Source organism: Ruegeria sp. CDSC068 (assembly GCF_059610545.1).
Genome location: NZ_JBXWNV010000007.1, coordinates 58,540 through 80,543, shown reverse-complemented (window position 1 = coordinate 80,543; position 22,004 = coordinate 58,540). Strand labels below are relative to the sequence as shown.

The window sequence follows — 22,004 nt, the reverse complement described above, 5'->3', positions numbered from 1 at the left end:
GGGGAACCGGTTGGACCATCTGTTTTTGAACGTTTTGAACGTGGTTCTGCCGGTGCTGATCTGCGCCGGAATCGGCTATGCCCTTGCCGCGATCAAGGCACCGTTCGACAACAAAGTTATCGGTGGGATCGTTTCGCGCGTTGGGTACCCGACGCTGATCATTTCGCACCTGTCCACAACCAAGATCGCGGTAGGCACCTTTCTGGACGTCATGATGGCCGCAGCGCTGGCCATTGCTGGGTTCGGAGTGTTGGGGTTCCTGGCACTGAAAACCATGCGTCTGCCGGTTCGGGCCTTTTTGACGCCGCTGATGCATGGGAACGTGGGCAATATCGGGTTGCCTATCGCCTTGCTTGCGTTGGGTGATGCGGGAATGGCCTATACAATGGGATTTGTCGTGGTGGTGCTGATCAGCATTTTCACCGTCGGCATGTGGATCCCGGCGGGGGAGTTTTCACCCAGAAAGCTCGTCACGTCCCCGATCATTTATGCAGTGATCCTATCCCTGATCCTTATGGCGAGCGGATCAAGCTTGCCTCAACCGCTGGCAAAATCCTTCGACATTCTTGGGGGGCTGTCGATCCCACTTATGCTGCTGACATTGGGCCATACGCTGGCGACGTTGCGGATCAAAAGCCTGGGCCGGGCGGTGCTGTTGACCGTTCTGCATCTGGTCATGGCGATTGCAATCGCCAGCGCTTTGGTATGGGTTTTTGGTTTCACCGGGGCTGAGCGCGGCGCGGTGATCCTGTGTTGCCTGATGCCGTCCTCGGTTGCGACTTACCTGTTCATTGACCAGCACGTACCGGAATACGGGCCGGATGTTGCTGGTTTCATTCTTGTGTCGACGCTGGTCACGATCATCGTCCTGCCGGTGGCTCTGTCTTACTGGATCTAAAGCCGACCCTATGCGCAGCGACAAAAAACGCTAAACTGCTGATGAATTGCATTTAAGAACAATGAGTTTTGGGGTGGAATTATGACCGACAAGACGCCTTCTGACCCAACGCACGAGGGGGGTGCCCGCGTTGTGCTGGCGATGACGGCTATCTGTATGATGGTTGTTGGGTTTAACACAACGGCTGTTGCGACCATCCTGCCCAACCTCAAGGCCGAGTTCGATTTGACGCCATCCGGTCTGCAATGGGTGATGGCAACCTATACCGTGGCCAGCGCCACGCTGGTCACAATAGTCAGCCGGTTGGGCGATATCACCGGCAAGATGGGCGTATTCTTCGCTGGTATGATTGTCTTCGGAATTGGGTCCGCCTCGGTCCTGTTTGCGCAAGACGGCGCGATGCTTCTGTTTGGGCGTGGGGCGCAGGGTGCGGGTGCTGCGGCCCTGTTTGGAACATCTCTGTCATTGCTCACCGCCGCCACACCCGAAGAACAGCGTGCAGGTGTTACCGGCGCATGGGGTGCAATTGTCGGACTTGCCATTGGCGTCGGCCCGATCGTCGGCGGTGCCTTTGCCCACTATATCAGCTGGCGTGCGGTGTTTGCGACCGATCTGGTGTTGCTGGTGTTCGCCTTCCTGATTGGGCTGCATGTTAGCCGACGCGGTTACGTGCCGGACACGCGTCAGGCCGGGGCCAAGTTTGATTATCCGGGCGCTTTTGCGTTGCTGTTGTTCCTTGGCCCGCTGTCCTTTGCGCTCAGCAATGGGGAAAGCAGCGGGTGGGCAACGCCGATGACATTGATGCCGCTGGGTGTTGCGGCGGTTGCGACAATCATCCTTGTTATCGTGTCTCGCCGCAGCGACGATCCGTTGATCGAACTGCGATACTTCAAGCATCCGCGTTATTTCATGGCCGCCGTTGGCATGTTCTTCACCGGCTTCACGCTGTTCTGTTTCTTTGTGTATTTCAACACGTTCGTTCAATCCCCGGATGCCTTCGGTTATTCGCCCATCGGCGCAGGTTTAGCGATCATGCCGCTTAGCCTCAGCATGTTCGTGATCTCGGTCACTGCACCCCGGTTTCTGGCGCCCTACAGCTTTCAATGGCCTATCGTGATCGGCTTGGGGGCGATGGCCTGTGGGTTCTTGCTGTTGATGACAACTTCGAACTCCACTCAATATGCCGAGATCTGGTGGAAGCTGATGATCGTCGGCATTGGATTAGGTATCTGTTTTTCACTTTTACCCCGGCTCGGTCTGCGCGTGTTGCCAGAAGAACATGTGGGGCAGGGATCCGGGGTGATTAACGCCTGCCTGTATTTTGGCGCGACACTGGGCGCCGTGGTCGGAGGTTTGGCCGAAGCGATAACGACCCGCAGAGGTATTTCCGAGGTCATGAATGCTTTGCCCGCCGGTTCCGACCAGCGAGAAGATCTGGCCCATGCCCTAACCCATGGGACGCCGAGTCAAATCCAACAACTGATCGCTAAAATGGATCCTGAAACTAGCAGCGCTTTAGCCAAGGCCCTTAGGGACTTGCAGGACAACGCCTTCGACAGCGCGATGCTTGTTGCCGCGGTGGCGGCTCTAGTCGGGATGGCTTTGGCGCTGATGTTGCTTCGGGGCCCGGTTCCGCCCGTACACAGCGCAGCCGAGCTGACGCGTGCGAAGAGTTGAGTTCGCTTCAACTGTTGGCAATTCTTCTACTGGAAATCCGGCTGTGATAGTAGGCCTCCATGGTTGAGTTTGCGCTACTCTCTCAAAAATCCCTACGCCCTTTGGCGGCATTGTCTGTGCGCGAAAATCAGGCAGGGTTTGTCGCGACAAATCTAATGACGATGGCGCAGTCGATTTTCGAACCGGGGTCAGAAATCTATGGCATTTGGGATGGCGGCGATGCGGTGGGATTGCTTGCCATTATCGACATGGCACATCCCGATGCAGAATTGGATGACGAGGATGACCCGGATGGCGTCTATATCTGGCGGCTGATGGTCGACAAATCTCGTCAGGGCCGGGGCTATGGAATGGCCGCATTGGATTTTGCAAAATCCGTGGCTTTGAAAAAGGGTCGCTCCAACCTGGTGATCAGCGTCGTCGACGAGCCCGGCAGTGCGCTGCCGCTTTATCAATCGTTCGGGTTTGCGCCGACTGGCCGGCTTGTCGATGGTGAGGTCGAGTTGATCATGCGGCTGGCTTAGCCACTTTTTTCTGGCGACGTTCTACAGACAAAAAAGGCCGCCCCGGTGGGCGGCCCTTCGCATCTCAAAAGGTTCCGGCTTAGAAGCCCAGACCTTCGTATTTTTTCTTGAACTTCGACACACGGCCGCCGGCGTCCAACAGGCGCGACGAACCACCGGTCCATGCAGGGTGCACAGAGGGGTCGATTTCCAGAGCCAACTGATCGCCTTCGGCGCCCCAGGTGGATTTCATCTGAACTACGGTGCCATCGGTCATTTTGACGTCGATGACGTGATAATCGGGATGGATGTCTTTTTTCATCTTTCCGTTCCTTACGCTTCGGCGCCAGCCTTGGGCTTGTAGTTGGTGACTTCTGCGATACGCGCGGATTTACCACGGCGCGAGCGCAGATAGTACAGTTTGGCGCGACGGACGCGGCCACGGCGGACAACGGTGATGCTGTCGATGTTGGTCGAATACAGCGGGAACACACGCTCCACACCTTCGCCAAACGAAATTTTGCGAACGGTGAACGCACCGGCGATGGTGTTGCCGCCTTTGCGGGCGATGCAGACGCCTTCGTAGTTCTGTACACGGGTGCGCGACCCTTCGGTCACTTTAAAGCCGACACGGATGGTGTCTCCGGCTTTGAAATCGGGGATGTCTTTCCCCAGGGCGGCAATCTGTTCCGCCTCAAGCTGTGCGATCAGGTCCATCGCATTTCTCCTATCTGCTCGTGGTTGGTCCACGAAGTTGAGCACGGCCTGAGAGCTCTTGGTCTTCACCGGGTCCTGCGTACAGCCCGCCAGAGGTCAGATCGAATATTCCTTTGGTCCGGTCCGCCCTGCCGCGCCGTGGCCGAAGAAAGCCGGGCGTCACGCCATGATGCAAACCAAAACACCGGAGTCGCATGTCGCGGCACCGGATTGCGCTGCTTTACGGGCTTTGTGGGCAGGGATCAAGCCTGAATCGCAAGAATGGTCAGGGCCAGATGGTAAGATTTCGCCACCGGCCAACAACACCGTTGCCTTGTCAGGCAGATCAGGCATTCTAGAGGGAATTATAAGAGCAGAAATTTTGAACAGGAACATACCATGCGCACAGCATTGATGCTGGCTGTTTTGGCCTTCGCGACCCTGTCCTGCGGTCGCAGCAGCCCTCCGCCCCAACAGGTCGAAGCTAAGGCATTCCTGAGCACCACGTCGCCCTCGGTCATTTTTCCAAGCTTTGGGGATGCCAAACCGCATGAGTGGGAAGGCCGGCACCCGGGGCACTATCCGGTTCACGGGCTCGATGTTTCGCGATGGCAGGGTCCGATTGACTGGCGCAGGGCCAAGTCCTCCGGTGTCAGTTTCGTATTCATCAAGGCGACCGAGGGGGGCGACGTGGCCGATCCTTTGTTTGATGATCACCGGCGCGGCGCGCAAGCCGCGGGTGTTCCATGGGGGGCGTATCACTACTACTATTTTTGCCGACCGGCGCATGAGCAGGCAAAATGGTTCATCGAGAACGTGCCCCGAGGTGCCGACCTGCCGCATGTGCTGGATATGGAATGGACGCCACATTCCAAGACCTGCACCATCAGACCCGATGGCGCCACCGTCCGGTCCGAGGCGAAGCGGTTCCTTGATATCCTGGAACGCCACTATGGCCGCCGTCCGATCGTCTATACGACCGTGGATTTCTACGGTGACACCGATATCGCCCGCCTGCCCAAGACGGAATTCTGGCTGCGGTCGGTCGCCGGGCACCCGCGCAACGTTTACCCCAAGGCCGCGTGGCGGTTTTGGCAGTATACGGGCACGGGTTTGGTCCCTGGCGTTCAGGGGAAAGTGGACATCAACACATTCAACGGCCCGCCTGAGATATGGGCCAGATGGAAGGCGGGGGGCGCTTAGCCGCTTGGTGCCCCATAAGTTTCAATGGTTCCTCCGGCCACAAGGTGATCCAGACGGCGTACCCGTTCTTGGCCAGATGTGTGGTGCAACCAGAACCGCTCTCCATCAGTCAGGTCGCGTCGCTCGAAGCCAAGTTCGGTCATGCAGCGGTGCACCTGGTCAATTTCACCCTGTGAGCGAAGCTTATCGTCGAAGGGCGCCGTAACGATGGGGCCCAGGATCACGCCCCACAGCAGGATATTCGTGGCGTATCCACCAATCACCGCGCTGTTGCCCCCAATATCTTCCTCGGCGGCGCATGATTGCACGGCGACCTTTGCGGAGTGCAGGTTATGCCCCGCCTGAGTGGGCACTGCCATCTCAAGAGGCTTGGTTGTGCAAGCTGAAAGGGCAAGCACAGCTAAGCATATGATTTTTTTCATTTAGCAGCCTGTTATGCGTTGAATTGAAATCGCATTTTGCAATATCTGAAAGATGAGTATTTTTTCAGAACATCAGCTTCAAGTGGTGTTCGCTAAATACAGGAACGTGCTGCATACAAGCCACACTCGGGGTATCAATCCTGTGTGTCGTCCCCGGATTCCTCGTAGCGTTCCCACAGATCAGGGCGTCGCTTGCGGGTGATCTCTTCAGACATCTGGTGCCGCCATTCGGCAATGCGCCCGTGATGACCAGACATCAGAATGTCGGGGATCGGGCGGCCTTTCCAATCTGCGGGTCGGGTGTATTGCGGGTGCTCTAAAAGACCCGAGGAAAAGCTTTCGTCTTCGGCTGAGGCCTGGTTGCCCAATACGCCGGGAATCAACCGCACAGTTGAGTCAATCAGCGCCTGGGCTGCGATCTCGCCGCCGGTCATCACGAAATCCCCAAGGCTGACTTCCTGAACGCCGTAATGTTCCAACACGCGTTCATCGACGCCTTCGAACCGACCGCAGAGCAAGGTCATGCCGTCGCAGCGTGCGAGGTTTTGCATCATACGTTGATCCATGCGGCGACCGCGCGGGCTGAGGTAGATCAATGGCCAGTTGCCCTGCACGCCAGCCATTGTGTGTTCGATTGCCTCACCCAGCACGTCTGCGCGCAACACCATACCCGCGCCGCCGCCAGCCGGCGTGTCATCGACATTGCGATGTTTGCCAACGCCGAACTGGCGCAGATCCACGGTCTCTAATTGCCACAACCCTTCTTGCAAGGCTTTGCCCGTCAAGCTTTCGCCGAGAACGCCGGGAAAGGCGGAAGGGAACAGGGTGATGATTTTTGCCTTCCAGACCCCGTGCAGATCAGGGGTCGGAGTCATCAATTCACGCGGCTTCAGCGTGGGTCGGATTGCCTTGCGTCCGTGAGATTTGCTTGGCTTGTCTGTCATATTGTGCCGACCATCGCGTTCTTTGCCCGCTCTACTACCAGCGCTTTTTGCCGGGTCAACTCCGCTTCGTCCAGATGGGATCGGTTCAGCGTCAGCAATTCCGCCAACACGCTTTCCGGTAGCCTGCTGTTAGATTTTGTGGGCGGCACCAAAAGCTGCGCTTTTTCCCGAGGCAAGTTCAGGAATTCGGCAAAAGGCGTACCGGGACCAAAGCGTCGCAAATGCGTCTCTTCCAACCACTCTTCGGTCACAGTGACCGACGGCAGTTTCTTGCGAATGTCCGAGACCGTTTCCTCTAGCGGGGGCAGGTGATCCATGTTCGCGCGGAAGATGTCGAAATCCTGGACCTCGCGGGTTCTCTGAAGATCGTGTGCCCAAAGGCTGCGCAACCACGCTCCGCGCTGCCGCAGGGACAGGTAGATCGTGATATCGACCTCCTGATCTTCGAACCGATCGCGGATGGCATCCACCAGACAGGCGGCCAGATCCGGTGCGGCGGCATATCCCTGTTCGATATTGCGGCTGGGACGCAGGCCGCTGAAATTCTCTTCGCTGACGATCAGGCCGCGTTTCGTGCCGAAGTTCCGCGTGGCCAGATACTCTCGGGTCTGCGAGCTGAATTCGGACAGCGTTCCCACGGTTCCATAGATGGAATGGCGGGTCGCGGCACCTGACAGCCCCAATTTGCGCGTCTTGTAAGGCAGCAACAGCGCAAAATGTGGCCAGATCAATTCGCGGTTTTCATACAGAAATGATTGTGCTGCAGTGGTTCCGGTCTTGTGTAGCCCCAGATGCAGCAGAACGCGTCGCATCAGATCAGCCCCTCGGGCGGGTCTGCGATGATGCGGCCTTTGTCCAGATCCACAGTTGGAACAACCTCAAGAGTGAAGGGCAGAAAAACGGTGCCTTTCAACCCCGGCCCGTGCAGTTCCAGCAGATCTGCGGCGCCGTGGTTTTGTACCGACTTCACACGACCCAGCAGCGTTCCGCCGGTGTCGTAGACCTCAAGCTCGATCAGGTCGGTGTGATAGAATTCGTCATCAGGCAAGGACGGCAGCTGATCACGCCGCGCGAATAGGCGGAGGCCGTTGATGGCGTCTGCCTGTTCTTTGGTCTCGATCCCACCCAAACGCGCCGCAAAGCCGTTTTTGATTGGGCGGGTCAGGACCAGCGGATAGCGTTCCTTGCCGTCTTCATCAGTTAGGGGCGAATAGGTCTCGATGTCCTCTGGGATGGCGCAAAAACTTTTCAGCCGCACTTCGCCGCGCACGCCGTAAGACCCCGCAACGCTGCCCACGCAGATCAGATCAGTCATTTGGCACTTCCGTCGTTACACATAATCCGTCCTGCCAGTCTCCAAGCGGGGCACATGCCTCGCGTTGGTTATTGCGCTCAAAGAACACGCCCACAATAAAAGCGATCAGCAACAGGATGGGAAGCCGTATCAGTCCGAACATCTGGCTTTACCGCGTTTCGATATGCAACCGGGCGCTGCGCTGTTCCCAGCCGGCACGCTCAAGTTCGGGTCTTTCAGACATTTCTTCCGGCCAGCCCACACAATAGTAGCCGACCAGAGACCAATCGTCAGGCACAGCCAGATCGCGTTTCATCTGTTCTGGATCAAGGATTGAGACCCAGCCCAGACCCAATCCCTCGGCCCGCAAGGCGAGCCAGAACAAGGTGATCGCGGCGACGACAGAGTAGCGGCGCATCTCGGGCATCGTGCCCGCGCCCAGCCCCAGACCTTTGTTGGTCGTCTCATCAGAGAACACTGCCAGCTGAACAGGCGCTTCCTGCATGCCGGACAGCTTTAGGCGGCTGTATTTCAGCGCCTTGTCGCCCGAATAGCCTGCAAGGGCCTTTTCATTGGCGTGTTGGAAATTCTCTAGCGCTGCGGCACGCGCCGCTTCGCTTTCGACGCGAATGACGCGCCAGGGTTCGCTAAGCCCCACGGAAGGGGCCAGACGAAATGTGTCGAGGCAGCGCGTCAGCACCGCCTCGTCCACGGGATCGGTGCGAAACCGGCGCACATCGCGCCGGAGCCGCATCAACAGTTCGAACTGCGTGCGAAAATCGTCGGTGAAGTCCTGATCCTGCACGCGCTGACCTGCTTACTCTTCTGCCGCTGCTTCTTCAGCCGGAGCAGCAGCTGCCTCGGCGGCTTCAGCAACCTTTGCAGCTTTCTCTTCTGCGCGTTCCTGAGCTTTCTTGCCCGGGGTACCCTTGTTGGGGTTGTTGCGCTCGGCCTTGTTAAGGGTGCCGGCAGCTTCCAGCATGCGTGCAATACGGTCGGTGGGTTGTGCGCCCTGATCCAGCCAGTACTGAATGCGCTCCATGTTCATTTTCACGCGCTCTTCGCTGTCTTTCGGCAGCAGCGGGTTGTAGGTGCCGAGCTTTTCGATGAAGCGGCCATCGCGGGGCATACGGCTGTCAGCCGCTACGATGCGATAGAAAGGGCGCTTTTTTGAGCCGCCGCGGGCGAGACGAATTTTCATTGCCATGGTGGTATCTCCTTTGAATGGCGTATCCGGTGATTCACCGGTTTAGTTCTGGTGTTTCTTGTGGTGTCGGATGACTTCCTGAATGATGAAATTCAGGAAAGCCTTGGCGAAATCTGGGTCCAGATGGGCCTTGTCCGCCAGGTCTTCTAACCGTGCGATCTGCGCGGACTCGCGCGAGGGATCGGACGGGGGAAGGTCGTGTTCGGCCTTGAGCTTGCCAACGGCCTGGGTGTGCTTGAACCGCTCGCCCAGCGTGTAGACGAGGATCGCGTCCAGCCGGTCGATGCTTTCGCGATGCTCTTTCAGCAACGTCGCAGCCCGAGTCACAGGGTTGTTCATTGGCCGGTCCTTTCGGTGGTCAAAGCAGTGTCAGAGAATTCGAATTTCGGGTGCCGCCAAACCTGACAGCGTTGACCCACAACCTCGCCCTCGCGTTCATAGGTGGCGCCAAGACGTTCGGCCAATGCGCGCGAGCGGTTGTTTTCATGGGCGATGTACGAAATCGGGCCATTCACCCCCTGGTGTTGGGCGGCATAAGCGCGGGCAGCCATCGCGGCCTCGAACGCAATTCCTTTGCCTTCGAAACCATCAAAAATGACCCAGCCCAATTCGGGCTCATCCCAGCCCGGCGCGTTGATGATGCCGGTCCAGCCTGCAAAGGCGCCGCTGGCCTTTTCGACGATGTGCCAACCACCGTAACCCATAATGGCCCAATGCCCGAACCGGCCCAAAAGGGACCGCCATGTTTCCAGTGGCGTTTTGGGGCCACCGACCATGCGGCTGCGGTCCGACGCGAAGAAGGTTGTCATCGCGGGCAGGTCACCCTCTTGCGGTGCCCGTAGGATCAGGTTTTCTGTTTCTACGGTGGGGATGGTGTACGAGGTCATGCGTAGGCCTCCATTCCGCCGTTCACCAGATCGGCCGGGGCAGGGTGCCGCCAGACTTGCATCGTACCAAAAGCCGGATGTTCGAAAGTGTAATCGAACTGGGCACCCAGACGTTCGGCCACGGCCTTGCTGCCCAGATTCTCCGGGTCGATCAGCGAAATTGCCGTTTCCCAGCCCAGCACATCATAGGCATGCGCGCGCGCGGCCAGCGCGGCCTCGGTCGCGTAACCTTTACCAGTTGCGTTATTCATCAACGTCCAACCGATTTCAGGTTCGGGCCAGCTGTGCGGGCACCACAGGCCGACATGGCCGACATAGCTGCCTGTGTCCTTTTCCTCGACGCCCCAGAACCCGTAGCCGCGCATGGCCCAATGACCCAGCAGCATGGCAATGGCGCGCCATGTTTCATCAGGGCGCAGGGGGCCGCCGACGAATTTCGATGCATCGCTGGCAAAGAACTCGGCCTCGGCCTCGAAGTCCGCTTCGCTAGGGGCCCGCATGATCAGGCGTTCGGTTTCCAACCTGGGGATCGACGGTGTCATGCCTGCACCTCGCCATAGCGCCAGACATGCTGATCTGCGTCAAAGGCACTCTCGGCCGCTGCGTCCCGGGATGCGCCAAGGCGTTGCGCCAACGCATTCGAACGCGTGTTCGACCGCGAGACATAACTGACGAACTGGCCCAATCCGAGCAGGTCGAAACCGAAGTCACGTACGGCCGCGCAGGCCTCAGTCGCGTAGCCTTGCTTGCGGTGCTCGGCGCTGAACATATAGCCAAGCTCGGGTTCGCGATCATCCCATTCCAGCCCCAGAAAAACGAAACCAGCGATCTGATCATCGTTCTTTAGGGTCACCGTGAACAGGCCATGCCCATGCAGAAGCCAGCCGGAGGTATAGTAGGAAAACTCGGTCCAAGCCTCCTGTTCGGAACTGCCAAAGCTCTCGCCGCAAACTGTAGTCCAAACAGGCAAGTCATCCAGAGTGGGTGCACGCAGAACCAGCCGCCGGGTCTGAATGACCGGCAGGGCCGCGCGATATTGCGTTGCTGCCATCGCCGCCTTTCCGGACGGGGGCTGGGTGCAGCGTGCTGGTGTCACTTTTTCTTTCCGAAACCGCTCAGACCCGGGGGCAGGGCCATGCCGCCACCCATTCCAGGCATACCGGGCATCTTGCCGCCCATCGCTTTAGCCGCCTGTTCCAGCGCCTTGGGGTCCATGCCTGCGGCCATGTCTTCGGGGCTGGGGCCACCTTTACCGAACATGCCTTTCATGGCCTGTTTCAGCATCTTGCCTTTGCCCATTTTGCCCATCTTCTTCATCATGTCCGACATCTGCCGGTGCATCTTGAGCAGCTTGTTGAGGTCACTGACCTCCATCCCAGAACCGGCTGCGATCCGTTTTTTGCGGCTGGCTTGCAGCAGTTGCGGGTTGGCACGCTCGCGTTTGGTCATGGACTGGATCAGGGCGATCTGGCGCTTGAGCACCTTGTCGTCCATGCCCGCCTCTTCGACCTGCTTGGCCATCTTGCCCATGCCGGGCATCATGCCCATCATGCCCTGCATGCCGCCCATCTGGATCATCTGCTCCAGCTGCATCTTCAGGTCGTTCATGTTGAACTGACCTTTGACCATGCGCTTCATCATGCGCTCGGTCTGTTCCATCTCCATCGTTTCCTGGGCTTTTTCGACCAGGGCAACGATGTCGCCCATGCCCAGAATACGACCGGCGATCCGGTCCGGCTCAAAGGTTTCGAGCGCGTCCATTTTCTCGCCCAAACCGACAAAACGGATTGGCTTTCCGGTGACCGCACGCATAGACAGCGCCGCACCACCGCGCCCGTCACCATCCATTCGGGTCAGGACCACGCCCGAGATGCCAACCTTGGCGTCGAACTCCTCGGCGACCTCAACGGCGACCTGACCTGTCAGGCCATCGACCACCAGCAGGGTCTCGCGCGGGTCGACCGCGTTGCGCACCTGCTCGACCTCGTTCATCAGCACTTCGTCAATGTGCAACCGGCCAGCAGTATCCAGCATATAGACGTCATAGCCACCCAGCGTCGCCTGTTGCTTGGCACGTTTGGCGATGTCGACGGGTTTTTGGCCGGGAACGATTGGCAGGGTATCGACGCCGACCTGCGTACCCAGAACGGCCAGCTGATCCATCGCCGCCGGGCGATAGACGTCGAGCGAGGCCATAAGGACCTTCTTGCCCTCTTTCTCTTTCAGGCGTTTGGCCAGCTTACCGGTCGTGGTCGTTTTACCTGAACCCTGCAGGCCGACCATCAGGATCGGAGCAGGCGGGTTATCGATTTTCAGAGCGCCGGGGTCTTCCTCACCGCGCAGTGTGTCAACCATCGCGTCGTGCACGATCTTGACGACCTGCTGTCCGGGGGTGATCGACTTGGTCACCGCCTGACCGGTGGCCTGATCCTGCACTTTCTTGACGAATTCACGTGCAACCGGCAGCGAGACGTCAGCCTCAAGTAAGGCCACGCGCACTTCGCGCAGGGCAGTTTTGACGTCCTCTTCGGACAGGGCACCCTGTTTGGTCAGCCGGTCAAAGACGCCAGAGAGGCGTTCGGATAGATTTTCAAACATGCCTTCGGCCTCCTATGCCGGTTATCTCGTGGCGTGCCCCAGATAGGAAGCGCCGGTTAAATGCACAATTGCCCCCACGGGCGTGACACGCTGGTGGGGGGCGATCCCTGAACGACTCAAGGGACCGGAAGATCAGACGCTTCCGGATGTTTGACGGCGATTTAGGCCGATTGGCTGTCCGAGTCAACCTCTCGCGCGGGTAGCCAGTTGTTGACCGCATCAACCATCCGCTGTGCGCCGCGCCCGCTGACATAGGCTTCGACGATCGGGTGACGACCAGCACTCATGCCTTTTTTAAGAACCAGAACGGGGCGATGCATCTTGGACGTGGTCCTGTCGCGGGTCGAGGTGGTGGTTTCCACCTCGGCATGGGACAGGTTCGACAACTCATGTTCTACTGCGTCATATCCAAAGATCGATTGGCGACGGATCAAGATGCTATTGCTATTGCGGTCCAATATGACCTGTACGCGGCGCACAAAGACGCAGAATGCGCCAAAGCCCAACCCGCCACCGAACAGCGCAAAGAAGATGCCGAACAATATGCCCTCGCCACCCTCGCTGACCATGAATAAACCAGCCCCAACAAAACAGAGGATAAAGAGTACCAGCGTAATGCCGATGAACCATGGCGTGTTGGTCAGGATCAGTTGGTCCGGGGTGCTGCGCGTGACTTTCATGGCGGCACGCTAGCATCGATTTTTAGGCCTGTCGTGGCTTGAATCTGTCAGCGCATTGCGCGATGAGCGCCACAAACGAGGAGGTTCCCATGGACGCGTCATCCACTTTTCAAGACACGTTGCCGATCAGTTCAGACGCGCTGTTGCAGCGGTTGGATGACTGGGGGCTGAGCTATCGTCTGCACACGCATATTCCCCTGCGCACGGTTGAGGATGCCAAAGGCGTTGAAGAGCAATTCCTGGTACCGGGCGAAAACTCCCTGCGCCTCAAGAACCTGTACCTGCGCGACAAGAAAAAGCGGAACTATCTGGTGACGCTCGAACAAAGCCGCGAGATTGACCTCAAGGCGCTGGGCACAGAGCTGGGGATCGGTAATCTGTCCTTTGGATCAGCGGAGCGGTTGTTTCAGAGCCTCGGTATCCGTCCCGGCGCGGTCAGTCCGCTGGCCATGATCAACGGTGTGCAAAACGATGTGCGGTTCTTCATGGACGCCACCGCGCAAACGACGGACATCATCTATATGCATCCTCTGGTAAATGATCGGACCGTCGCCATGACGCGCGATGACCTGATGGCATTCTTCGATCAGGTCGGATGCGCAGTCACCTGGCTGCCGTGATCAGTCGCTCAGCGCCTCTTCGAGGGCTGCGGCGGCATGGGCGGCGGACGGATTGACGAACAGGTGGCCGTCAGCTTCAAAAACAGGGTCATCCAGGTGGTCGGGAAAGGCCAGCGGCAGTTCGGTACACGCCAGCAAGATCGCAGTTCCAGGTTTTGCGTGCTTGTCGCAGAAAGTTAGTAAACGAGCGCGCGCCGTGGCTGATGCGCCGCCGTAGAAGTCACTGTCGATCATCGCCTGCATCTCGGCAATTTCCGTTTCGGGCAGGCGATCATTTGCAGTGATCCCTTCGGCGGCCAATCGGTCTGAATAATTGCTGGCCTGCATGGTCACTGTCGTTCCCAGAACCAGGGCTGTGGACGCCCTGGCAGATGCTGTGGCCTCAGCGGTTGCATCGAAAATGCTGAGAATGGGCATGGTGATACCTTGCCGGATCGCATGCAGTCGCGCGTGCGGAGTGTTCGAGGCGATGATGCCAAAGTCGCAGCCCGCGTTTTCAAGCTTCAGCAATGCCTCGCGAAACACCGCGTCGAACCCGGACCAACTGGCCTCGTCCCCGGCGGTTCCCCGCAGGGCGCGGGTTTTGGCCTGCGTAACGGATTCGATTGTCATAGGCGGGATCGGCAAGGGCGAGCCGTGGCCGCGATTGGCAAAGTGCCTGCTGGCCCCTTCTGCGATCGCTCGGTAATAGTCCACGGTCGAGGCCCAGCCCACACCGCCCAGAATGCCGATTTTCTTCATGATGAACGCCCAGTCTGCAAATCTCGCTTAAGGTAGACTGGACGTTTCACAAGACAAAGGCCAGAGGTGGATCAGGCGGCGAGTTGAGTTACCGCTTTTTGGGCATTCGCCAACGCGGCGTCCGCATCCAGCGCCATCTTGTCAGCCGCAATCACGTCGACGTCGTGGATGCCGATGAATCCTAGAACGTGCTTGGCATAGTTGGTGGCAAAATCGATCTCAGACCCTACTTCGGTGCCGCCGGACGCGATTGCCAGCACGGCGCGCTTACCTTCCAGCAGGCCTTTGGGGCCAGTTTCCGAATAGGCAAAGGTCAGACCCACGCGGGCGACAAGGTCGATCCAGGCCTTGAAGGCCGCAGGCACCGAGAAATTGTAGATCGGCAGCCCGATGACAATGGTGTCGGCGTTTTGCAGCTCGCCAACCAACTCGTCGGACAGGGCCAGCAGATCACGTTGAACCTCGTCACGCTGATCGGCGGGGGTGAAGTTGGCGTTGATCCAGTCTTCGGTAAGCAGGGGCAGGGGGCTGGCAAGATCGCGGCGGATGATGCGCCCGGCGCCAAGATGCCCGATAATCTGGCCGGAAAGGTCGCGGGTGGCGGATCCGGTACGGCGGGCCGAGGCGTCGATATGCAGGATGGTCTTGGTCATGTCAGGGTTTCCTTTTTGGCGGGGTAACTGTTTCCGGTTCCAATATGAATGTTGCGTCAGCGAACGAAACGCGGATATACCAACAGGTATTGTTGGAATTTGCACAGTGGGCTTGAGCATGGATAATTGGGACGAAGTCAAAACCGCCTATCAGGTCGCTCGGATGGGCACTGTCAGCGGCGCGGCCGAAATCTTGGGCGTGCACCATGCCACCGTGATCCGCCATATCGACGCGATCGAGGCGCGGCTGGGCGTCAAACTTTTTCAGCGCCACGCGCGTGGCTATACCCCAACCGATGCCGGAGAGGACCTTCTGCGCGTGGCTCAGGCCACCGAAGATCAGTTCAATCAGTTAGTGGGCCGAATGAAAGGGCGTGGCGATGATGTGTCGGGCGAATTGGTTGTGACATCTCTGGCCTCGCTGGCGCCCTTGGTCGTTCCCGCCCTGTCCGAGTTTCAATCAATGCACCCGGGTCTGATTGTGCGTTACCTGACCGGGGATCGTCTGTTCCGCCTGGAATACGGCGAGGCACATGTGGCCATCCGTGCGGGTGCCGCCCCGGACCAACCTGACAATGTTGTGCAGCCGTTTATCGAACAGGAGGTCGGCTTGTTTGCCAGCAAGTCATATATCGAACGCCGAGGCAAACCAGCGAGCATTGACAAATTTGCAGACCACTTGTTTGTCGGCACGGACGATGAAAACAGCCGCGCTCCGTTTTCCAAATGGTTGCGTGCCACTGTCCCGGCCGAGGCCATCGCGTTCCGCTGTACCAACAATTTCTGTTTGCGCGAGGCAGTTCTGGCCGGGGCCGGGATTGGTTTCATGGCACGATGGGAGGCATCGCGCGATCCGGAACTGGTCGAAGTTATTGAGCCATTGCCCGAATGGTTCGGCAAACTTTGGCTGGTGACCCATGTCGATCTGCATCGCACGACCAAAGTGCAGGCATTCCTATCGTTCCTTAAGAAAGAGTCCAAAGGTTGGCTTTCGTGACACCGCAGGGGCGTGGTCATTTGGCAATGATCACATTCACTCTGCTGGTGGCGGGTAGTTTCTCGTTGGGATCTATTGTTGCCAACCAGATTGCGCCGTTGGCGATTACAGCCGGGCGGTTTCTGATTGCGACCGTCATCATCGGCATTGCCGCGTTAGCCACCACCGGTTTGCCGCGCAGCGCTGCGCAAGCGCCGTGGCGATACGCCGTTTTGGGCGGGCTGTTCGCCACTTACTTTGTTCTTATGTTTTACGGCTTGAAAACCGCCGACCCGGTCAGCACATCTGCGGTCTTCACCCTGACGCCGGTCATGTCTGCGGTCGCCGGATGGGTTCTGCTGCGCCAGATCACCACTCCGCGTATGGCTTTTGCCCTGACGGTGGGGGCAACCGGTGCTTTATGGGTTATCTTTCGCGCCGATTGGCAGTCCTTTCGCGCCTTCGAGATCGGCGGCGGAGAGATCATCTTTTTCTGGGGCTGCATGGCGCATGCAATCTACACGCCGATGGTGCGCAAACTGAACCGGGGTGAGCCCGCAGTAGTCTTTACATTTGGAACACTGGTTGCTGGCTGCGTGATCCTGACGGTGGTCGGCTGGTCAGACATCCGTGCAACCGATTGGGCGAACCTGCCGCTGATCGTCTGGGTCAGTCTGCTGTATCTTTCTATCTTCGCAACGGCCTCCAGTTTCGTTCTGGTCCAGTTTGCAGCGCTACGCCTGCCGTCGGCCAAGGTTATGGCCTACACTTATCTGATCCCCAGCTGGGTGATCCTGTGGGAGATCGCGCTTGGGCGGCCTGCGCCAACCGTCATGGTGCTGGTCGGTGTCGTTTTAACCGCGATCGCGCTTGTTCTGCTGCTCAAAAGCGAAGAGCAACCTGCGAAAGACACTGCGCCGGTCTCGGAATGACCCTTGTCTTTTGGCCGTAATCTAACAACCCTCGGGTCTGATGAACCATCCCGGAGGGAATGATGAAGCAAGCTATTCTATTTGTCGTCGGTGCGATGTTATCCGCCTGTACGCAAGGAGGGGGGCAGGGGTCTTCAGAGACCGACCTTCAAGGCAGTTGTGAGGCACTCGTGTCGGCTGAGACAGGTGTTCAGGCCGCTGACGTCAACGCGGTTTCGACCGAGTCCGTGCCGACTGGAACAATCACAACAATTGAGGTCACTGGCGCTCAGGCACCGTGGTTGTGTCTTGCGGACGCAACGGGTGTGATCATCGGCGTCGAATATAGTCAGGAAGGCTAGCTGGGAACCGGCCAAACCAAATGAAATGGTCGGAGTCATCTACATGAGACAGATCAAAGTGCTCTATTCCTGAGCCCGCTAACATCGCCGGCAGGAGGAAGATGCCATGTTTAGTCACATTATGATCCCGGTTGATATTCACCTGCCGCCGGAAATTCGCAAAGCTCTGGATGTCGCGGCGCAAATGGCGAGATGGCAAAACGCCCGGATCACGATCGTCAGCGTGACCGGAACCCAGCCGGGCGACGTCACGCATTCAGACGCGGAGATCAGCACCGAGTTGCAAGCCATTGTGGATCAACTTACCGAGCAGAGCGGCTCCGAGGTTTCCGCGCGCAACATCCACTCGGTAGATGTAGCTGCAGAGGTCGACGGTGATTTGACCCGCGCCGCTGAAGAGATTGGGGCCGACCTAATCGTCGTTGGGACGCACGCACCGCGCATCACGGACCACATCTTTTCCAGCCATGCCGGATATCTGGCCAAGCACGCCAAAGTATCGGTGTTTGTAGTTAGATAGGTCTAGGGATCGTCTGTTGCGGGCAGTTCGACTTCCAGAAATCGTTCAAACGCATCCAGATTGACTGGTTCGAACTGACCGAACCCCTGCATCCAGACGGATGCCGCGCGCAGCGCATCCGGTTCCAGCTTACACCACTTCACCCGCCCGCGCTTTTCCTGGCTGATCAACCCGGCCTTGGTCAGGATGATCAGATGTTTCGAGATCGCCGCCAGCGACATCTCGAACGGGTCGGCGACGTCGGTGACGGCCATGTCATCCTCAAGCAGCATCGCAAGGATGGCGCGGCGGGTCGGGTCGGCGAGGGCCGCGAAAACGGTATCGAGGTCATTGGACATGCTATCGCTCAATCACAGCGCCCGGTTTTGGTCAACCATTTGGTTGAATATACGAATTGAGTGGTTTTTACGCGCGCCGATGGATCGGGACATTTTAATGGCGCTTCAATTGCATGAATAAATTGCATAAATTCAATTACTTAACCTGCGGCAAGTCGGACATTTAACACCGTTGACTCTGTGCCTTGCGCCCCTTAGCAACCTACCCAAGACTGTGCGAGGGAATTGCCCGTGACCGATGATGACCAAAAGCAGCGTATGGCGCAGCTGGAGGCCAAGATCACAGCGGCGAAAAAGGCCAAAGCGCCAAAGCCTCGTGCGGATGCTGACGTGTCCGGGGGCGAGCTTGCCTGGAGGATGGTCATCGAAATGGTTTCCGGTCTTGGGATCGGATTTGGCATCGGATACGGGCTGGACAGCCTGCTCGGGACAATCCCGATCTTTCTGGTGCTGTTCACATTGCTGGGCCTTGTCGCGGGCGTGAAGGTTATGCTCCGCAGCGCGAAAGAGGTTCAGGAGAAACAAGCGGCTGCTGAGGCGGCCGATAAGGACGAGAGGGACTGAACGTGGCAACTGAGACCACCGCAGCAGAAGGCAGCAGCCTGGTTTTCCATCCGATGGATCAGTTCATCGTTAAACCGCTTTTCGGTGACGGTGCGATTGCGTGGTACACGCCGACCAACGTGACTCTGTGGTTGTTTCTGGCTATTGCGGCGATCTTTGCCCTGCTGGTTCTCAGCACCTCGAAACGTGCCATTGTTCCGACCCGGATGCAGTCTGTTGCTGAGTTGGCCTATGGCTTCATCTACAAGATGCTGGAAGACATTTGCGGTAAAGAAGGCGTGAAGTACTTCCCCTATGTCATGACCCTGTTCATGTTCATCGTCTGCGCGAACTTCCTGGGCATGTTGCCCATGTCTTTCACCACCACGTCGCATTTCGCCGTGACCATCCCGCTGGCGCTGGCTGTGTTCCTGACCGTAACCGTTCTGGGTTTCGTCAAGAACGGCGCAAGCTTCCTAGGTCTGTTCTGGGTGTCCAGCGCACCGCTGGCACTGCGCCCTGTCCTGGCGATCATCGAGCTGATCTCGTACTTCGTGCGTCCGGTCAGCCACTCCATTCGTCTTGCCGGTAACGTCATGGCAGGCCACGCGGTTATCAAGGTTTTCGCAGGCTTTGCCGCGATTGCCGTGATCTCACCGGTGTCCGTTCTGGCGATCACCGCAATGTACGGCCTCGAGGTCCTCGTGTCCTTTATTCAGGCCTACGTATTCACCATTCTGACCTGTGTTTACCTGAAAGATGCGCTGCATCCTTCGCACTAAGGTCCGATACCCAAACATCGAAACTTCCAATTCGTAAGGAGAAACATCATGGAAGGCGATCTCGCACACATCGGCGCAGGCCTGGCAGCAATCGGTTCCGGCGCAGCCGCAATCGGGGTGGGCAACGTAGCAGGCAACTTCCTGGCCGGCGCCCTGCGCAACCCTTCGGCGGCTGCTTCGCAGACCGCAACCCTGTTCATCGGTATCGCATTCGCAGAAGCCCTGGGGATCTTTGCATTCCTGGTCTCGCTGCTGCTGATGTTCGCCGTCTAATCTGCGGAACCTGATCCTTACGCGCAGGTGGGTCCAAGCCATAGCGGCCCACCTGTTGTAAAGACAACGTTCCGACGGAGGACATCATGGCGACTGAACCCCTTGCCAAAGAAGTAGCTGGCACCTGCGTCGACGCCTACGGCTCGGCCATCGGTATGCCGCAGCTCTGCTTCGATTGGTTTCCCAACCAGATTTTCTGGCTGGTCATCACGCTGGTCGTCATCTTTCTGGTCCTGTCTCGCGTGGCCTTGCCCCGCATCGCGGCAATCCTGGCGGAACGTCAGGGGACCATTACAAATGACCTGGCTGCGGCCGAAGATCTGAAGGCCAAAGCGGTCGAGGCTGAAGAGGCCTACAACAAGGCGCTGGCCGATGCCCGGTCTGAGGCACAGCGTATCGCAGCGGAAGCCCGCGCGGAAATCCAGTCAGGTCTGGATGACGCGATTGCCAAGGCAGACTTGGAAATCGCTGCAAAGGCGGCTGAATCGGAAAAGGCTATTGCCGATATCCGTGCCGGTGCGCTGGAAAGCATTCAAGTGGTTGCCAAGGATACGGCAGCTGAACTGGTCACAGCACTGGGCGGCGAGGCAGATGCCAAAGCCATCGACAGTGCAATTGACGCGCAGACGAAAGGATAAGTGACATGCGGAATACTCTTGCCCTTATCCTGACCGTCGGCGCCGCCAGCCCCGCGCTGGCTGCAAGCGGCCCGTTCTTCTCGCTTGGCAACACCGACTTTGTGGTCACTCTGGGCTTCATCGTTTTCATCGCGGTCCTGTTCTATTTCAAGGTTCCGGGCATGATTGGTGGCGCGCTGGACAATCGCGCCGACGGCATCAAGTCCGAACTGGACGAAGCCCGCGCCCTGCATGATGAGGCACGCAGCCTGTTGGCCTCGTACGAGCGCAAGCAGCGTGAAGTGCAGACCCAAGCGGATGCCATCGTGGCTGCAGCCAAGGAAGACGCTATTCTGGCGGCAGAACAGGCAAAGGTCGATTTGGAGAAATCCATCGCCCGCCGTCTGGCAGCAGCTCAGGACCAGATCGCTTCGGCTGAGGCGTCAGCTGTCAAGGAAGTCCGCGATCAGGCCATCACCGTTGCGGTATCGGCTGCCAACGCGGTTCTGGCCAAGCAAATGACCGCGGCACAGGCGAACAAGCTGATCGACGCGGCCATCGCGGATGTTGGTGACAAGCTGCATTGATAGCTTCCAACGCCGTTTCGACAAAGAGTGACCCGAAGGCTGATCGCTTTCGGGTTTCTTTTCTTAGGGAACTGCTCTTGGCGATGTTTTTGGCGTGAAATACCCTGCGCGAAACCTGACGGAGAGTTGCTATGATTGACACAGCACCTGCGATTGCCGATCCAGCACCGGTCTGTCTGTTCGCTTTCAACCGACCCGATCACACTGAGCGGACCTTGCGGGCGCTTGCTGCGTCGCCTTTGGCTGCGCGCACCGATGTAATTGCTTATCTAGATGGGCCGCGTTCGGCAGATGATGTTATCCCGGTTGCGGAAACCCGCAAAGTGATTGAAGCGCAGACAGGCTTTGCCACCCTTACATTGCGCGCACGTGATGCTAACGCCGGGTTGGCCCAGTCGATTCAGGAAGGCGTTACCGCTACGATGCAAACTTATGGCAGGGCGATTGTTGTAGAAGATGACATTGTGACCTCGTCCGCGTTTCTCACCTACATGAACCGCGCGCTGGATCGATACCAAGATGACCCGCGGGTCTGGCATATCGCAGGATTCAACGAAGACCTTCCTCCCTTGTTGGATCGGCGTGGTGCGGTTTTCTGGCGCTTCATGAGCTGTTGGGGATGGGCCAGCTGGGCCGACCGCTGGCAGCATTTCGAACGCGACCCGAAAAAACTGGTTCAGCAGTTTTCCGATGATGACATTCATCGGTTCAACCTGAGCGGGGCCGAGGATTTATGGGGTCAGGTACAAGGCAATTTGCGCGGTGACATTCGGACCTGGGCGATTTTCTGGTACGCAACGATTTTCGGGCAGGATGGCCTTTGTCTGTCGCCTTGCAGGTCTTTTGCCGAGAATATCGGCCTGGACGGGTCTGGTACCCATTGCGGACCAGTGGACGAGGTTAAGCCAAAAGATCTCTGCCATGACTTTGACCTGCCACTTCCCGACGATGTCACCGAAGACAAGGTCGCGCTCGAGGCGCTGCGAGCGCATTTCAGCTATAGACCGGATCGTTTGACCCGTTTGAGACGCAAGATCAGAAGGCTGGGGGCTAAACTTCTTGGTTAATTGGC

At 58.1% G+C, this 22,004-nt stretch carries 33 protein-coding genes; 15 read left to right on the top strand and 18 right to left on the bottom strand.

Translation table 11 applies throughout. The annotated features are described in order from the left end of the window. Positions 1 to 10: 10 nt before the first annotated feature. The 3 genes from AC2FID_RS15145 to AC2FID_RS15135 all read left to right on the top strand — a co-directional run bounded on the left by AC2FID_RS15145 (position 11) and on the right by AC2FID_RS15135 (position 3,099). Positions 11 to 898: an AEC family transporter gene (locus AC2FID_RS15145; RefSeq protein WP_282169940.1), complete on the top strand. Its 888-nt coding sequence runs from the start codon at positions 11 to 13 to the stop codon at positions 896 to 898. A gap of 81 nt (positions 899 to 979) precedes the next feature. Further along, on the top strand, positions 980 to 2,575 hold the full coding sequence (locus tag AC2FID_RS15140; protein ID WP_496837507.1) for an MFS transporter: 1,596 nt from the start codon (positions 980 to 982) through the stop codon (positions 2,573 to 2,575). Between the two features lie 59 nt (positions 2,576 to 2,634). Then, the gene (locus AC2FID_RS15135; RefSeq protein WP_496837505.1) at positions 2,635 to 3,099 is read left to right on the top strand and encodes a GNAT family N-acetyltransferase; all 465 of its coding nucleotides are present in this window, start codon (positions 2,635 to 2,637) and stop codon (positions 3,097 to 3,099) included. Between the two features lie 79 nt (positions 3,100 to 3,178). Here AC2FID_RS15135 and rpmE read toward each other — a convergent pair whose 3' ends face one another. Next, a complete protein-coding gene (gene rpmE / locus AC2FID_RS15130) occupies positions 3,179 to 3,400 on the bottom strand; it encodes a 50S ribosomal protein L31 (RefSeq protein WP_010437577.1) in 222 nt (73 codons plus the stop codon). Positions 3,401 to 3,411: 11 nt separating this feature from the next. Further along, positions 3,412 to 3,795, bottom strand: coding sequence for a 50S ribosomal protein L19 (gene rplS, locus AC2FID_RS15125; protein ID WP_058273331.1), 384 nt, complete (start codon positions 3,793 to 3,795; stop codon positions 3,412 to 3,414). A 378-nt stretch (positions 3,796 to 4,173) separates the two neighbouring features. Between rplS and AC2FID_RS15120 the strand changes: the two genes are divergently transcribed. Next, the gene (locus AC2FID_RS15120) at positions 4,174 to 4,977 is read left to right on the top strand and encodes a glycoside hydrolase family 25 protein (protein ID WP_058278989.1); all 804 of its coding nucleotides are present in this window, start codon (positions 4,174 to 4,176) and stop codon (positions 4,975 to 4,977) included. Here the strand turns inward: AC2FID_RS15120 and AC2FID_RS15115 are convergent. The 13 genes from AC2FID_RS15115 to AC2FID_RS15055 all read right to left on the bottom strand — a co-directional run bounded on the left by AC2FID_RS15115 (position 4,974) and on the right by AC2FID_RS15055 (position 13,009). After that, positions 4,974 to 5,399: a hypothetical protein gene (locus AC2FID_RS15115; protein WP_496837504.1), complete on the bottom strand. Its 426-nt coding sequence runs from the start codon at positions 5,397 to 5,399 to the stop codon at positions 4,974 to 4,976. The genes AC2FID_RS15120 and AC2FID_RS15115 overlap by 4 nt on opposite strands. 134 nt (positions 5,400 to 5,533) lie before the next feature. Beyond that, complete coding sequence (gene trmD / locus AC2FID_RS15110; protein ID WP_113791359.1) at positions 5,534 to 6,343, bottom strand: tRNA (guanosine(37)-N1)-methyltransferase TrmD; 810 nt, start codon at positions 6,341 to 6,343, stop codon at positions 5,534 to 5,536. Next, entirely contained in the window at positions 6,340 to 7,155 is an 816-nt protein-coding gene (locus AC2FID_RS15105) for a hypothetical protein (protein ID WP_282120819.1), read from the bottom strand. The genes trmD and AC2FID_RS15105 overlap by 4 nt, the downstream gene beginning before the upstream one ends. Next, a complete protein-coding gene (rimM, locus tag AC2FID_RS15100; protein WP_058278985.1) occupies positions 7,155 to 7,658 on the bottom strand; it encodes a ribosome maturation factor RimM in 504 nt (167 codons plus the stop codon). Before rimM ends, AC2FID_RS15105 begins: the two co-directional genes overlap by 1 nt. After that, the gene (locus AC2FID_RS15095; protein ID WP_496755568.1) at positions 7,651 to 7,800 is read right to left on the bottom strand and encodes a hypothetical protein; all 150 of its coding nucleotides are present in this window, start codon (positions 7,798 to 7,800) and stop codon (positions 7,651 to 7,653) included. Before AC2FID_RS15095 ends, rimM begins: the two co-directional genes overlap by 8 nt. A gap of 6 nt (positions 7,801 to 7,806) precedes the next feature. Beyond that, on the bottom strand, positions 7,807 to 8,442 hold the full coding sequence (gene bluB / locus AC2FID_RS15090; protein ID WP_082649269.1) for a 5,6-dimethylbenzimidazole synthase: 636 nt from the start codon (positions 8,440 to 8,442) through the stop codon (positions 7,807 to 7,809). 12 nt (positions 8,443 to 8,454) lie between these two features. Continuing rightward, on the bottom strand, positions 8,455 to 8,844 hold the full coding sequence (gene rpsP / locus AC2FID_RS15085; RefSeq protein WP_058273326.1) for a 30S ribosomal protein S16: 390 nt from the start codon (positions 8,842 to 8,844) through the stop codon (positions 8,455 to 8,457). A 42-nt stretch (positions 8,845 to 8,886) separates the two neighbouring features. Beyond that, the gene (locus tag AC2FID_RS15080) at positions 8,887 to 9,183 is read right to left on the bottom strand and encodes a chorismate mutase (protein ID WP_058273325.1); all 297 of its coding nucleotides are present in this window, start codon (positions 9,181 to 9,183) and stop codon (positions 8,887 to 8,889) included. Beyond that, positions 9,180 to 9,731 (bottom strand): GNAT family N-acetyltransferase, encoded by a 552-nt coding sequence (locus AC2FID_RS15075; RefSeq protein WP_496837501.1) that lies wholly within the window; start codon positions 9,729 to 9,731, stop codon positions 9,180 to 9,182. The genes AC2FID_RS15080 and AC2FID_RS15075 overlap by 4 nt, the downstream gene beginning before the upstream one ends. Next, positions 9,728 to 10,273, bottom strand: a complete 546-nt coding sequence (locus AC2FID_RS15070) for a GNAT family N-acetyltransferase (protein WP_496698494.1) — start codon at positions 10,271 to 10,273, stop codon at positions 9,728 to 9,730. The genes AC2FID_RS15075 and AC2FID_RS15070 overlap by 4 nt, the downstream gene beginning before the upstream one ends. Next, complete coding sequence (locus AC2FID_RS15065) at positions 10,270 to 10,782, bottom strand: GNAT family N-acetyltransferase (protein WP_496837500.1); 513 nt, start codon at positions 10,780 to 10,782, stop codon at positions 10,270 to 10,272. The genes AC2FID_RS15070 and AC2FID_RS15065 overlap by 4 nt, the downstream gene beginning before the upstream one ends. Positions 10,783 to 10,823: 41 nt before the next feature. Continuing rightward, positions 10,824 to 12,329, bottom strand: a complete 1,506-nt coding sequence (gene ffh / locus AC2FID_RS15060; protein ID WP_058273321.1) for a signal recognition particle protein — start codon at positions 12,327 to 12,329, stop codon at positions 10,824 to 10,826. A gap of 161 nt (positions 12,330 to 12,490) precedes the next feature. Further along, positions 12,491 to 13,009, bottom strand: a complete 519-nt coding sequence (locus AC2FID_RS15055; protein ID WP_108861315.1) for a hypothetical protein — start codon at positions 13,007 to 13,009, stop codon at positions 12,491 to 12,493. Positions 13,010 to 13,098: 89 nt separating this feature from the next. On the opposite strand from AC2FID_RS15055, the gene AC2FID_RS15050 reads away from it, so the two are divergent. Beyond that, positions 13,099 to 13,629 carry a prolyl-tRNA synthetase associated domain-containing protein gene (locus tag AC2FID_RS15050; protein WP_496698603.1) on the top strand — a complete coding sequence of 177 codons (531 nt, stop codon included), beginning with the start codon at positions 13,099 to 13,101 and terminating at the stop codon, positions 13,627 to 13,629. Here the strand turns inward: AC2FID_RS15050 and AC2FID_RS15045 are convergent, their stop codons facing one another. Next, positions 13,630 to 14,370, bottom strand: a complete 741-nt coding sequence (locus AC2FID_RS15045) for an aspartate/glutamate racemase family protein (protein ID WP_496837497.1) — start codon at positions 14,368 to 14,370, stop codon at positions 13,630 to 13,632. A 71-nt stretch (positions 14,371 to 14,441) separates the two neighbouring features. Then, a complete protein-coding gene (locus AC2FID_RS15040; protein ID WP_496767230.1) occupies positions 14,442 to 15,023 on the bottom strand; it encodes an FMN-dependent NADH-azoreductase in 582 nt (193 codons plus the stop codon). 118 nt (positions 15,024 to 15,141) lie between these two features. On the opposite strand from AC2FID_RS15040, the gene AC2FID_RS15035 reads away from it, so the two are divergent. The 4 genes from AC2FID_RS15035 (at position 15,142) to AC2FID_RS15020 (ending at position 17,792) form a co-directional block, all read left to right on the top strand. Then, positions 15,142 to 16,020 carry a LysR family transcriptional regulator gene (locus tag AC2FID_RS15035; protein ID WP_496837495.1) on the top strand — a complete coding sequence of 293 codons (879 nt, stop codon included), beginning with the start codon at positions 15,142 to 15,144 and terminating at the stop codon, positions 16,018 to 16,020. Further along, positions 16,017 to 16,931 carry a DMT family transporter gene (locus AC2FID_RS15030; RefSeq protein ID WP_496837677.1) on the top strand — a complete coding sequence of 305 codons (915 nt, stop codon included), beginning with the start codon at positions 16,017 to 16,019 and terminating at the stop codon, positions 16,929 to 16,931. The genes AC2FID_RS15035 and AC2FID_RS15030 overlap by 4 nt, the downstream gene beginning before the upstream one ends. Before the next feature lie 62 nt (positions 16,932 to 16,993). Beyond that, positions 16,994 to 17,272: a hypothetical protein gene (locus tag AC2FID_RS15025; RefSeq protein WP_058278977.1), complete on the top strand. Its 279-nt coding sequence runs from the start codon at positions 16,994 to 16,996 to the stop codon at positions 17,270 to 17,272. A gap of 106 nt (positions 17,273 to 17,378) precedes the next feature. Next, complete coding sequence (locus AC2FID_RS15020) at positions 17,379 to 17,792, top strand: universal stress protein (protein ID WP_058273315.1); 414 nt, start codon at positions 17,379 to 17,381, stop codon at positions 17,790 to 17,792. 2 nt (positions 17,793 to 17,794) lie between these two features. On the opposite strand, the gene AC2FID_RS15015 is transcribed toward AC2FID_RS15020, so the two are convergent. After that, complete coding sequence (locus AC2FID_RS15015) at positions 17,795 to 18,130, bottom strand: ArsR/SmtB family transcription factor (RefSeq protein WP_058273314.1); 336 nt, start codon at positions 18,128 to 18,130, stop codon at positions 17,795 to 17,797. A 231-nt stretch (positions 18,131 to 18,361) separates the two neighbouring features. Here AC2FID_RS15015 and AC2FID_RS15010 point away from each other — a divergent pair, with 231 nt between their 5' ends. From AC2FID_RS15010 to AC2FID_RS14985, 6 genes are all read left to right on the top strand, one after another. Then, entirely contained in the window at positions 18,362 to 18,694 is a 333-nt protein-coding gene (locus AC2FID_RS15010) for an AtpZ/AtpI family protein (protein WP_058273313.1), read from the top strand. A gap of 2 nt (positions 18,695 to 18,696) precedes the next feature. Next, entirely contained in the window at positions 18,697 to 19,455 is a 759-nt protein-coding gene (locus AC2FID_RS15005; RefSeq protein ID WP_058278975.1) for a F0F1 ATP synthase subunit A, read from the top strand. Between the two features lie 48 nt (positions 19,456 to 19,503). Continuing rightward, positions 19,504 to 19,728: a F0F1 ATP synthase subunit C gene (locus tag AC2FID_RS15000; protein WP_005981269.1), complete on the top strand. Its 225-nt coding sequence runs from the start codon at positions 19,504 to 19,506 to the stop codon at positions 19,726 to 19,728. A gap of 86 nt (positions 19,729 to 19,814) precedes the next feature. After that, a complete protein-coding gene (locus AC2FID_RS14995; protein ID WP_058278974.1) occupies positions 19,815 to 20,366 on the top strand; it encodes a F0F1 ATP synthase subunit B' in 552 nt (183 codons plus the stop codon). 5 nt (positions 20,367 to 20,371) lie between these two features. Beyond that, positions 20,372 to 20,932: a F0F1 ATP synthase subunit B gene (locus AC2FID_RS14990; RefSeq protein WP_282169926.1), complete on the top strand. Its 561-nt coding sequence runs from the start codon at positions 20,372 to 20,374 to the stop codon at positions 20,930 to 20,932. Between the two features lie 131 nt (positions 20,933 to 21,063). Beyond that, the gene (locus tag AC2FID_RS14985; RefSeq protein WP_058278972.1) at positions 21,064 to 21,999 is read left to right on the top strand and encodes a hypothetical protein; all 936 of its coding nucleotides are present in this window, start codon (positions 21,064 to 21,066) and stop codon (positions 21,997 to 21,999) included. Positions 22,000 to 22,004 lie beyond the last annotated feature (5 nt).